11 protein-coding genes and 1 pseudogene are annotated in these 11,087 nt (G+C 62.5%); 9 read left to right on the plus strand and 3 right to left on the minus strand.

The window, feature by feature from the left end:
- Positions 1 to 63: 63 nt before the first annotated feature.
- From DBW_RS03420 to wrbA, 5 genes are all read left to right on the plus strand, one after another.
- Complete coding sequence (locus tag DBW_RS03420) at positions 64 to 804, plus strand: SDR family oxidoreductase (RefSeq protein WP_066724234.1); 741 nt, start codon at positions 64 to 66, stop codon at positions 802 to 804.
- Between the two features lie 153 nt (positions 805 to 957).
- Positions 958 to 1,365, plus strand: a complete 408-nt coding sequence (locus DBW_RS03425) for a MarR family winged helix-turn-helix transcriptional regulator (protein WP_066724237.1) — start codon at positions 958 to 960, stop codon at positions 1,363 to 1,365.
- A 193-nt stretch (positions 1,366 to 1,558) separates the two neighbouring features.
- Positions 1,559 to 2,038, plus strand: a complete 480-nt coding sequence (locus DBW_RS03430) for a PaaI family thioesterase (protein ID WP_066724240.1) — start codon at positions 1,559 to 1,561, stop codon at positions 2,036 to 2,038.
- Between the two features lie 260 nt (positions 2,039 to 2,298).
- On the plus strand, positions 2,299 to 3,084 hold the full coding sequence (gene ygiD / locus DBW_RS03435; protein WP_066724243.1) for a 4,5-DOPA dioxygenase extradiol: 786 nt from the start codon (positions 2,299 to 2,301) through the stop codon (positions 3,082 to 3,084).
- 26 nt (positions 3,085 to 3,110) lie between these two features.
- Entirely contained in the window at positions 3,111 to 3,725 is a 615-nt protein-coding gene (wrbA, locus tag DBW_RS03440; protein WP_066724245.1) for an NAD(P)H:quinone oxidoreductase, read from the plus strand.
- A gap of 55 nt (positions 3,726 to 3,780) precedes the next feature.
- Here wrbA and DBW_RS03445 read toward each other — a convergent pair whose 3' ends face one another.
- Positions 3,781 to 4,710, minus strand: a complete 930-nt coding sequence (locus tag DBW_RS03445) for a 2-hydroxyacid dehydrogenase (RefSeq protein WP_066724248.1) — start codon at positions 4,708 to 4,710, stop codon at positions 3,781 to 3,783.
- A gap of 349 nt (positions 4,711 to 5,059) precedes the next feature.
- Here DBW_RS03445 and DBW_RS03450 point away from each other — a divergent pair, with 349 nt between their 5' ends.
- From DBW_RS03450 to DBW_RS03460, 3 genes are all read left to right on the plus strand, one after another.
- Positions 5,060 to 5,326 carry a hypothetical protein gene (locus tag DBW_RS03450; RefSeq protein WP_066724251.1) on the plus strand — a complete coding sequence of 89 codons (267 nt, stop codon included), beginning with the start codon at positions 5,060 to 5,062 and terminating at the stop codon, positions 5,324 to 5,326.
- 55 nt (positions 5,327 to 5,381) lie between these two features.
- Positions 5,382 to 5,663, plus strand: coding sequence for a GNAT family N-acetyltransferase (locus DBW_RS03455; RefSeq protein ID WP_066724254.1), 282 nt, complete (start codon positions 5,382 to 5,384; stop codon positions 5,661 to 5,663).
- A 131-nt stretch (positions 5,664 to 5,794) separates the two neighbouring features.
- The gene (locus DBW_RS03460) at positions 5,795 to 8,902 is read left to right on the plus strand and encodes a hybrid sensor histidine kinase/response regulator (protein WP_066724257.1); all 3,108 of its coding nucleotides are present in this window, start codon (positions 5,795 to 5,797) and stop codon (positions 8,900 to 8,902) included.
- Positions 8,903 to 8,998: 96 nt separating this feature from the next.
- Here DBW_RS03460 and DBW_RS03465 read toward each other — a convergent pair.
- Positions 8,999 to 10,069, minus strand: a pseudogene (locus tag DBW_RS03465) (SO_0444 family Cu/Zn efflux transporter).
- An 83-nt stretch (positions 10,070 to 10,152) separates the two neighbouring features.
- Between DBW_RS03465 and rnhA the strand changes: the two are divergent.
- Complete coding sequence (gene rnhA / locus DBW_RS03470; protein WP_066724272.1) at positions 10,153 to 10,614, plus strand: ribonuclease HI; 462 nt, start codon at positions 10,153 to 10,155, stop codon at positions 10,612 to 10,614.
- Positions 10,615 to 10,635: 21 nt separating this feature from the next.
- Here rnhA and DBW_RS03475 read toward each other — a convergent pair whose 3' ends face one another.
- Complete coding sequence (locus DBW_RS03475; RefSeq protein ID WP_066724275.1) at positions 10,636 to 11,043, minus strand: hypothetical protein; 408 nt, start codon at positions 11,041 to 11,043, stop codon at positions 10,636 to 10,638.
- Between the last annotated feature and the right edge of the window lie 44 nt (positions 11,044 to 11,087).

The following is an 11,087-nucleotide window of genomic DNA, read 5'->3' on the forward strand; positions in this document are numbered from 1 at the left end:
TCCCTGGCGGCCGTATGAAACCTATACCGACAGGCCACAGGTCATTTCAAGAAAGGAATCAACATGAATCTCAAGGGAAAAACCATCCTGGTGAGTGGAGCCGGCGGCGGGATCGGGACGGCACTGGTCAGGGCACTGCTAGAGAAGGGCGCGGCGAAAATCTATGCGGGTGCCCGCTCCACCCCCGCCCTGGAGGAGCTGTTACAAATAGATCGTGTCAGGATCATCCCCGTCGAACTCGACATCACCGTGCCTGCCAGCGTCGCAGCAGCAGCCAGGCAGTGCTCGGACGTGGACTTGCTGGTCAATAACGCCGGGGTGAACCGTTGCATGGGGCTGCTGGAGCCCCATGCGATGGAAGCGGCCCGCGCGGAAATGGAAGTCAACTATTTCGGTACCCTGGCCATGTGCCGAGCCTTCGCACCCATCCTGGCCAGGCGTGGCAATGGCGCGATCGCCAACGTCTGTTCCATCATCGGCCTGGTCAATCTTCCGGTCAACGGCTCGTACTGCGCCTCCAAGGCCGCCGGCCACTCCCTGATCCAGGGGATACGGGCCGAACTGGCGCCCGCGGGCGTCCGGGTGGTGGGGATCTATCCCGGCCCGGTCGATACCTCGATGACGGCGGGGCAAGCGATGCCCAAGGCCACATCTATGCAGGTCGCCGGCGCCATCATCGCCGGGCTGGCGAACGGGGACGAAGAGATTTATCCCGATCCCATGTCCGAGGATGTCCAGCGCAAGCTGATGGCCGCTCCCAAGCAGGTTGAACAGCAGTTTGCGGCCATGATTCCGGCCCGGTGAATTTCCTTTCGGCGCTACCTTTTCCCCATCGGCCTCTGCCATGGGCCGGGTCGAAAAGAGGCCCAAGATCCCGAACGAGATGGCGACCTTCGTCCAGTCCGGGATGTCTGACAATACAAAAAGGGTAGCTACAGCCAAATTTAGGAGCGAAGGATGTTTAACATCGAACAAAGCCTGGTCTTTGCACTTTCCAAGGCCAGGCAACGGACTTCCGACATTTTCCGTGACGAGTTCAAAGAATTCCGCATCACTCCAACGCAGTTCATTCTACTGGCGATGCTCTGGAAAACTGACGGTTTGTCCCAGAATGAGATATGCAGAAAAACCAAAATCGACCGGACCACGATAAGTGGAGTTATCGACAGGCTGGAAGAGTCCGAATTCCTTGAACGCAAAAAGACCCCGGTGGACCACCGTGTCCGCCGGCTGTGGCTCACCGACAAGGGACGGAGTCTCGAACAGGATCTCTGTCACGCCGCCTACAGGTTAAGGCACCGGATCGAAGAACGGCTGGTTCCCGGCGAGCGTAAACAGTTGCAACGGTTGCTGCATAAACTTTAGTCGGCAGGCGATTAGGGCTTTTTGGCAGGATCAAGAAAGCGATCGCCAGGGGCGTTGAAGGGGTGGATCTGAACGAAGGCGAGATGATCGAGGTAATGAGCCCGACCAGATCCGGCGCGGCCAATGGCCGGGTAAAGCGCTGGCCGGGGTGGGAAAGCCGTAAAAGCTGCCAAGCGATTAAAGGAGAAACTTTGTGGGAAAGAAACCGGTGGTTGGCGAGGTGTGTCCGCAGGTCGACCTGAGCGGTGATAACGGGTGGATTCCCTTCAATGCGCAGTCACTGGTCGGGGCCTCGCTGCGTTTCGTCTCGGGGGAGTCGGATGGCAACCGCTATCGGGTTCGCTACTATAAAAACGCTGATCTGCAGCTGCGGGCGCGCATCTGGTTCGGCCCGGAAACCGAGGGGCCTGCCGGCCATTCCCACGGCGGCGCCATGGCGGCGGTGCTTGATGAGGTGCTCGGCCTTGCCGCCTGGGCGGCCGGCTATTCCGTGGTGACGGGAAATCTCAACATCAGTTTCCGCAATCTGCTCCCCCTGCACAAGGTCGTGACCGTGGAAAGCAGGGTGGTTTCGGCTGAAGGGCGCAAGGTGATGGTACATGGCCGGATCTGTCTGGGCGAGACGGTTTTCGCCGAGGCCGAATGCCTCTGCATCACACTCCCGGGCCAATAGCCGCCCGGGTTTCTGAGCCATTAGCCAACAGAGCACCAGCCAGGGGTCGATCAGGGCCGGCGGTTGTAACCCGAGGAAGATCACCTATACTTCCAAAATATGCTGCACCCGTTGGACCGGTTCATCCCCAGGATCGAATATTCAGCATACGGGGACAATTGCGCTGACCGACGAGCCAGGGATGGCCGCACCGTCGTTCAAGGCACAGGACGCGTTCTTCGAATGCTGCGGCCAGACCCTCGGCAACGCAAAGGCCAGTTATGACTGAACGGATGCCCGTCATCTTCTTCGGCCACGGAAACCCGATGAACGCCATCGCCAAGAATGCCTACACGGCGGGCTGGGCGACCATCGGGAAAAACATTCCCCGCCCCCGGGCGGTGCTGTCCGTCTCCGCCCACTGGTACCTGCCGGCCTGCGCGGTGACGGCCCAGGCCGCGCCGCAAACCATTCACGATTTCGGCGGTTTTCCCCAGGAACTCTATCAGGTCGAGTATCCCGCCCCCGGCAGTCCGGAACTGGCGCGGCGCGTCCAGGAGCTCCTCGCGCCGACCCCGGTGGCCCTCGATTCAAGCTGGGGGCTGGATCACGGCACCTGGTCGGTGCTGACCCACGTCTTTCCCGATGCCGATATTCCCGTGGTGCAACTCAGTATCGACGAAAGACAACCGCCGGAGTTTCATTACGCCTTGGGCCAACGGCTCACAGCGTTGCGGGAAGAGGGGGTTCTGGTCGTCGGTAGTGGCAACCTCGTGCACAACCTGCACACCTACGCCTGGGGGAGGGGCGGTGTCCAGCCCTTCGATTGGGCCGTGCGCTTCGAATCGCAAGTACGGCAGTTGCTGCGCGACGGCAAGGATGCCGAGGTTGTTGCCTACGATGCGCTCGGCCGTGATGCCCAGCTCTCCATACCTACGCCTGACCACTATCTGCCGCTGCTCTACGTTCTGGGTGCGCGCCGGCCCCAGGACCTGATCAGCTTTCCGGTTCAAGGAATGGATGGCGGCTCGGTTTCGATGCTGGTAGTACAGGTCGGATCAACCTGATGAGAACCCGCTGAAAGGAGAATCACATGTGCAAGGTATTGATCGTCCAGTACAGTCTCTATGGCCACATCTACAAGATGGCTGAGGCCGTTGCCGCCGGGGTCCGCGAAGTCGAGGGGTGCGAGGCGGTGATCAAGCGTGTCCCGGAAACCCTGCCCGCGGAGGTTCTGGAAAAAATGGGGGCGGTGGAGGCGCAAAAAAGCATGGCCCATCTTCCGGTGGCCACCGTTGAAGATCTGGCCGGGGCGGATGCGATTATCTTTGGCACCCCGACCCGGTTCGGCAACATGTGTGGCCAGATGCGCCAGTTCCTCGACGCCACCGGCGGGCTCTGGTTGAAGGGGGCGCTGGTCGGCAAGGTCGGCAGTGTCTTTACCAGTTCCGCCACCCAGCATGGCGGCCAGGAATCGACCATCCTCAGCTTTCACACCACGCTGCTGCATCAGGGGATGGTGGTCGTCGGCCTGCCCTATAGTTTCGCCGGCCAGATGGGGATTTCCGAAATCACCGGCGGCAGCCCCTACGGTGCCTCGACCATCGCCGGGGGACAGGGTGAGCGGATGCCGAGCGCCAACGAACTGGACGGGGCCCGTTTCCAGGGGGCGCATGTGGCACGCATCGCCAGCAAGCTGATCGCTTAGTGGTCACGGGGCCCTCCCTTGGGGCGGGCCTTTTCAATCGAATCGGGCCAGGCTGTCAGTAGCCGCGGTGGCGGTCCACCAGGTTCAGCGGCTCTTTTCCCTGGCGCAAGCGGTGATAGTTGGCAATTATCTGCTCAACGGCGGAATTCGGGTTGGTAATGCTGGCGATATGCGGGGTCACCCGGATCTTGGCATGCCGCCAGAAGGGGTGTTCCGGGGGCAGGGGTTCCTGGCGAAAAACATCGAGCAGCGCGCCGGCCAGCTGTCCCGCATCGAGAGCGGCCAGCAGGTCGTCCTCAACCAGGTGCGCCCCGCGCCCAACCTGGATAAGGTAGGCCCCCTTGGGAAGTTGGCCGAAGAGCTCGGCATTGAGGATATTTTCCGTCAGCGCCGTCAGCGGCAGCAGGCAGACCAGGATGTGGCTGCGGCCGAGGAAGGTCGCCAATTCCTGTTCGCCGCTATAGGTGACTACCCCCTCGATTCGCCGCGGGGTTCGGCTCCAGCCGTGAACCGTGAAGCCGGTCGCAGCCAGTTTTTCACCGACAAAACGCCCTATCTCCCCGCAACCCATGATGCCGACATGCACCGCTGAAATGTGCGGAATCGCCAGCGGTTGCCAGCTTTTCGCCCGCTGCAGGGAGGAATAATCCTGGTAGCGGCGGAAGTGGCCGAGGGCACCGAGCAGGACATATTCGGCCATCGACTGTTGCAGCTGCGGGTCGACCAGCCGCACGATCGGAATGTCGTCCGGGAGCTGGGGATCGTTAAGCAGGTGGTCGACCCCGGCGCCGAAAGAAGAGATCAGCTTCAGGTTGGGGAACTGGCGCAGGCAGCCGGAAGGCTGGTTCCAGCAGAGCGCAAGTTCAACCCGTTCCGGCGCGGTGATCTGCGGCCAGACTTCGACTTCCAGGTCCGGCTGTCGAGACTGCAGTGCCTGGACCCAGGCGCTACGATCATGGCCGGGATAGATAATGGCGATCGACATCGTTGTTCCGCTGCCTCCTTAGGCCAGTGGGTCTGAAAAAATCTCAACTGCGCCGCCGGGAACTACGCCTCCTCGGCCCGTCCGACCGATAATCAGGTCGCAAGCCCCCCGCATTTTCGCGATGCCCAGCACCGTCCGCCCCCCCCTCCTGATTGCCGTTGTAAGGGAAGCGCAGGATATGGTCAACTGCAAAACTGTGGCGCGTGCCAGAATAGTCGCGATCAGCTTCCCTCAATGCGGGCGAAGGTGAGTGCGGAGGTGGCAGCGGTCGTTTGCTGGCATCCCCGCCGGCCGGCAGCGATATTGCCGCTTGGTGTATAATAACTCACACAAGGAAAGGAGTTGGGCCATGAATATCGACCAGGCCATCCATGACCCGGCCAGGTATTTCGCCACGCCTGATGCCATCGTCGACGATCCGCTCCTGACGCGGGAGCAGAAGATCGCCATGCTGCAGCGCTGGGAGTACGATGCGCGCGAACTGATGGTGGCGGATGAGGAAAATATGGGCGGCGGGCCGGCGCCCGAGCTCGATCAGGTGCTGAGCGCCCTGCATCGCCTCCGATTTGCGGCCGATCGCGAGCATTCGGCGCCGACCAAGCAGGGCGGTGCCTGATGCCTGAGCGCAGGCGGAACCTGACTTTACAGCACAGCAGAAAGGGATTGCACAGATGGATATGACGGTCATCCGGCAGGCGTCAGCAAACCGGTTCCAGGTCGAGGTCGGGGAGCATGTCGCCTACCTGGATTTTACCCTGGCAGCGGGTCGAATCGTCCTGACCCATACCCTGGTCCCGTCCGAGCTGGAAGGGAACGGACTGGGAGGGAAGCTGGCAAAAGCGGCGCTCGATTATGCCCGCAGCCAGGGGTTGCAGGTCGTCGCCCAATGCCCCTTCGTCGCGGCCTATATCCGCAAGCATCCCGAATACCAGGCGCTGCTCGCCCCGGCCTGAGGGGCGGTTTGGGGCCGCCCGGGGGATGGCTGCCCGCCTTCGGCTGCGCCCCTTTGCGGCGCGGAAAAATCTGTTAAACTTCCAAAATTATTGCCATCCGCCCGACTTAGGGGCACAACGAAAGAACGACGATGGAAAACGAGGCGCCGAACGACCGGCAGCGCGAGGCGGCCCTGCTCGCCAGCCAGGAGCGCTATGAACGGCTGGTCAATACCCTGCCGGTCATGCTCTACGATTCTTTCATCGACGCGACCGGGACCAGCCGCTTTCTCTACGTCGCCCCGGGACCGTGCCGGGCCCTGCTGGAGCTCGACCCGGATGCGCTCCTCGCGGACATGAACCTGGCCTGGCAGCTGGTGCATCCCGAGGATATTGAGCGTTTCCACCAGGCCGACCTGGCGGCCAACCGGGCGGGACGGGAATTTTCCACCGAGGTTCGCATCATCACACCTTCCGGCCGTTTGAAATGGCTGCTGGTCCATTCCCGGCCCAACCCGGCGCCGGCCGGTGAGACAGTGATCTGGAGCGGTTATCTCCAGGACATCACCGCCCGCAAGCAGGCCGTAGAGCGGCTCCGGGAGACCGAGCAGCGATTGCGGCTGGTCGTCGAAAACAGCACCAACCTCTTTTACATACACACCCCCGACCAGCTCCTGACCTATGTCAGCCCGCAATCCCGGGAGTTTTTTGACTGCGAACCCGCGGAAGCAATGGTGCGCTGGACCGACCTGATCACCGATCATCCCCTCAACCAGGCGGGCGTCGCGGCGACCCAGCGGGCGATCGAAACCGGCGTACGCCAGCCCCCCTATTCGCTGGAGTGCATCGGCAAAAAAGGGCGGAAGATCTGGGTCGAGGTCAACGAAACGCCGATCATCGAGGGGGGGAGAACCGTCGCCATTGCCGGCACCCTGACCGACATCACCGAGCGCAGGCAGGCAGAGAAAGAGCGGGAGGAGTACTTCCGCTTTTTCCAGACCTCCACCGACCTGATGTGCATGGCCGACCCCGATGGTTATTTTCTGAAGATCAACCCGGCCTTCACCGCAACCCTCGGTTATTCGGCGGCCGAGATCGCTGCCAAACCGATCCTCGAATTTGTTCATCCCGACGATCGCCAGGCCACCGTGGAGGAAATCCGCCGCCAGCAGCAGGCAGGGTTCACCGATAATTTTGAAAACCGCTACTACTGCAAGGATGGTTCGGTCAAGTGGCTGTCGTGGCGGGTGACCTACGATAAAACGGCGGGGCTAGCCTTTGCCACGGCGCGCGACATTACCGAAGAGCAGGCGGCAAAAGCCACCCTGCGGGCCAACGAGGAGCGTATGGCACTGGCCCTGCAGGCCGGCAATATGGGGCTGTACGACCTCAACCTGCAGACGGGCGAGGCGGTGGTCAACCCGGGTTACGCCCTGATGCTCGGTTATGATCCGGCGACCTTTCACGAGACCAACGCCAGGTGGACCGCGCGCCTGCACCCCGATGACCGGGATGCAGTGATTGCCACCTTCCGGAACTATCTGCGAGGGAAATTGCCCCAATACAAAGTGGAGTTCCGGCAGCGGACCAGGGATGGCGGCTGGAAATGGATCCTGTCCCTCGGCAAGATCATGGCGCGGGACCACCAGGGCAAAGCCCTGCGCATGCTGGGGGTGCATGTCGACATTGATGACCGCAAAAAAACAGAAGCTGCCTTGCGGGAGAGTGAATTTTTCTTTCGGGAGTCGCAGCGCGCCGCCGCCATCGGTTCGTACAAGGCCGACCTGGTGGCGAGGTATTGGCAGTCCTCGGAGGTTCTGGATGCCATTTTCGGCATCGGTCCCGATTACGAGCGGAGCATCGAAGGGTGGCTTGCTCTCGTCCATCCCGAGGACCGGGACTCGCTCGCGCGCTATCTCCAGGAAGAGGTCATCGGGCAGAGAAAGCCGTTTAACCGGGAGTACCGGATCATTCGCAACAATGACGGGGTCATCCGCTGGGTGAGCGGGCGCGGCGCCCTCCGGGCGGAAAAAGAAGGGCAGGAGCTGTATTTGCGGGGGACCATCCAGGACATCACCGAACAGGTGCAAAGGGAGGAGGAGAAGGACAAACTTGAGGCTCAGCTGGGTCAGATCCAGAAGATCGAATCGGTGGGACGTCTCGCCGGCGGGGTGGCCCATGATTTCAACAACATGCTGAGTGTCATTCTTGGCCACGTGGAGATGGCCCGGAAAAAGGAGACGATTTCTCCCACCCTGCAGGGGCATCTGGAACAAATCCAGCGGGCGGCGACCCGTTCCGCCGACATCGTCCGCCAACTGCTCGCCTTCGCCCGCAAGCAGACCGTCGCCCCCGAGGTGCTCGACCTGAACGCAACTGTGAACAACGCCCTTAAAATGATCGGTCGGCTGATCGGTGAAGAGATCGAACTGCGTTGGCTCCCGGGACCCGATTTGTGGCCGATCCGGATCGACCCATCCCAGATCGACCAGATTCTGACCAATCTCTGCATCAACGCGCGGGATGCCATCAACGGCATCGGCCGGATCACCCTGGCGACCGGCTCCTTCAGCTGTGACGAACTGTTCAGTCACCACCACACCGGCCTGGTTCCCGGTGACTACGTTCTGCTGACGGTAAGTGACGATGGCTGCGGCATGAACGCGGAGACCCGCGCGAAAATTTTCGAACCGTTTTTCACCAGCAAGGGGGTCGGCGAGGGGACCGGGCTCGGGCTGGCGACGGTCTATGGCATTGTCAAGCAAAATGACGGCTTTATCGACGTCTACAGCGAGCCGGGGCAGGGGACGAGTTTCAAGATCTATCTCCCGCGCTACCAGGGGGAGGAAGTGCCTGCCGGTGCCGCGGAAGTAACCGAGGCGATCGAAGGGGGGAAGGAGACGGTGCTGCTGGTGGAGGACGAGCCGGACATCCTCGATGTCGGCACCCAGATGCTGGAATTGCAGGGATATCGGGTACTGGCCGCCGCGACCCCGGGTGAGGCCATTCGCCTGGCCCAGGAACACCGCGGCGAAATCCACCTCTTGATGACCGATGTGGTCATGCCCGAAATGAACGGCCGGGAGCTGGCCGAAAAACTCCAGGCCCGCTATCCGGGGCTCAGGTGCCTCTTCATGTCCGGCTATACCGCCGATATCATTACCCACCGCGGGGTATTGGACGAGGGTGTCCAGTTCATCCAGAAACCCTTCACGCTCAAGGCGCTGGGCGCCAAGGTGCGGGAGGTTCTCGGCGCCTAGCCGCAGGTCGGAGCGTCGGCCAGCGCTTCCTTTTCAGCACCGGCCCCGCCAATTCCAGCAGGACTTATCTCGCCTCCGCATTTCCCGAAGCAATGCCTAGCCCGGGGCTGGGTCCGACTTGGGGCGCCGGCGTCGCCAGGCCCGCAGCAAGAGCATAATCAGCATGGCCGCGGCCGCCTGCTCCAGGAGGCGCAGGCCCGACGGCTGCCCGCTGTTCATCGCCAGGGTGATTTCAAGGCCGCTATAGCCGTAGATGCGGTTTGCCAGCCAGCCGAGGATGAGGGAACAACCGGCAATTGACGCGAGGTAGACCGCAGTGGCAGCGCCCCCCCAGTAGCGGCGAACGACGGTGATGGTCGCGGCGTTGGTGGCCGGGCCGGCAAGGAGAAAGACAAGGGCGGCGCCGGGGGAGAGCCCCTTGAGCACCAGGGCCGCGGCAATCGGCGTCGAAGCGCTGGCGCAGATGTAGAGAGGGATGCCGCTGGCAAGCATGATGAGCAGCGACAGTGGTTCGTTGTCGAGGTGGCGGGTGAAAAAATCGGCCGGCAGCAGGGCGTTCAGGGTGCCGGCGATGAGGATGCCGAGGAGAAGCCAGCGGCCGATGTCGTGCAGCAGCTCACCAAAGGCATAGTCAAGGCCGGCGCGCAGGCGCAAGCCGAGAGTGGCTGGTCGGGGCGGCGACGGGGAACTCCCGCCAGCGTTGCCCGGTCAGCCGCAGCCGGGCGTTGTTGCCACCGGCGGCGCGGGCCGGTCCTCGGGCAAAAGGTTGATCAGCACTCCGGTGACGGTGGCGGTGACAAAGGCCGCCACTGGCCGCAGCAGGGTCATCAGCGGATCAAAGAGGGCCCAGGTAATGGCGATGGAGTCGACCCCGGTCTCGGGAACCGACACCAAAAATGCGGCGGCCGGGCCCTTTCCCGCACCCTGGCGGCGCAGGCCGATGGCAGCCGGGATCACTCCGCAGGAACACAAGGGGAGGGGGATGCCGAAGAGGGAGGCCTTGAGAACCGCTCCCAGGGAGTTCGCCCCGAGGTGCCGGGTTATTGCCTGGTCGGAAATCAGGCCCCGGAGCAGCCCCGCGGCAAAAAAGCCGAAGAGGACGTAGGGGGCCGATTCGGCCAGGATCTGCCAGCAGGCGGCGAGGATGTCGAGCAGGATTCCAGGCATGAACAAGACCGGTGAAGAGGGTTTTCTTTTCGGAACGATTCCGGTATCGTGCGGCTCTGCATTCTAACCCGGGGACGATCCGAATGGCAAACGACAAACTGGTGGAAATCTTCTCCGACGGCGCCTGCTCCGGGAATCCCGGTCCCGGCGGCTGGGGCACGATCCTGCGCTACGACGGCAAGGTCAAGGAGCTCTCTGGCTATGCCCCGGAGACGACCAACAATCGCATGGAGTTGACCGGCGCCATCGCAGGGTTGTCCGCATTGAAGCGTCCCTGCCGGGTGAAGCTGACCACCGATTCCGAGTATGTCAAAAAGGGGATCACCGAGTGGATCGACGGCTGGGTGCGACGGGGCTGGAAGAACAGCCAGAAGAAAGACGTCGCCAATCGCGACCTCTGGGAAGAGCTGCTGGAACAGAGCCGCAGGCACCAGGTCGAGTGGCACTGGGTGCGCGGGCATGCCGGCCATGCCGAGAACGAGCGCTGCGACGAGCTCGCCCGGGCGGCGATCGCCGCCGGGCGCAGGTCTGATCGTCAGGCGTAACGGCGTGGCGGGAAAGTGGCGTCAGAGGAGTTCCCGCGCGTTCTCCTGGAAGTGGATCCGCCAGGGGTAGGGGTCCCGCATCCTGGCCGGGTCCTGGCTGGCGACCCATTCCAGGTCCTGCCGCTGCAGCTCGGTCTGGTCGAGGATCTCGTAATAATATTTCCCCCGTGCCCAGCGGGGGAGCAGCCACCCTTCCCGGTCGCCCCTGGCCACCGCCTGCTGCATGTACTCGTCCCCCCTCGCCTTGGAGCCCCCCATCGACTCGGGGAGGGCGTAGTAGCAGATCACCCGTGCGAATTCCACCCCGCCACCGCCAAACTCCGGTGCCACCGCCTCGATGCAGTCGAGCATCTTCTGGCAATGCTGCAGCCAGCCGATGTTGACGATTTTACCCGGCAGCGACATGCCGTCCTTGAAGTCGTACTGCACGGCCGTGACCCAGAGATCGCCTCGACCTCCCGCACTGTGAGACT

Origin of the sequence: Desulfuromonas sp. DDH964 (assembly GCF_001611275.1) — a bacterium.
Taxonomy (GTDB): Bacteria; Desulfobacterota; Desulfuromonadia; order Desulfuromonadales; family DDH964; genus DDH964.

What these genes read in the sequence shown, in the direction of transcription:
- DBW_RS03420 (WP_066724234.1), top strand. Translation starts at nt 64, where the DNA reads ATGAATCTCAAGGGAAAAACCATCCTGGTGAGTGGAGCCGGCGGCGGG.
- DBW_RS03425 (WP_066724237.1), top strand. Translation starts at nt 958, where the DNA reads ATGTTTAACATCGAACAAAGCCTGGTCTTTGCACTTTCCAAGGCCAGG.
- ygiD (WP_066724243.1), top strand. Translation starts at nt 2,299, where the DNA reads ATGACTGAACGGATGCCCGTCATCTTCTTCGGCCACGGAAACCCGATG.
- wrbA (WP_066724245.1), top strand. Translation starts at nt 3,111, where the DNA reads ATGTGCAAGGTATTGATCGTCCAGTACAGTCTCTATGGCCACATCTAC.
- DBW_RS03445 (WP_066724248.1), bottom strand. Translation starts at nt 4,710, where the DNA reads ATGTCGATCGCCATTATCTATCCCGGCCATGATCGTAGCGCCTGGGTC.
- DBW_RS03450 (WP_066724251.1), top strand. Translation starts at nt 5,060, where the DNA reads ATGAATATCGACCAGGCCATCCATGACCCGGCCAGGTATTTCGCCACG.
- DBW_RS03455 (WP_066724254.1), top strand. Translation starts at nt 5,382, where the DNA reads ATGGATATGACGGTCATCCGGCAGGCGTCAGCAAACCGGTTCCAGGTC.
- DBW_RS03460 (WP_066724257.1), top strand. Translation starts at nt 5,795, where the DNA reads ATGGAAAACGAGGCGCCGAACGACCGGCAGCGCGAGGCGGCCCTGCTC.
- rnhA (WP_066724272.1), top strand. Translation starts at nt 10,153, where the DNA reads ATGGCAAACGACAAACTGGTGGAAATCTTCTCCGACGGCGCCTGCTCC.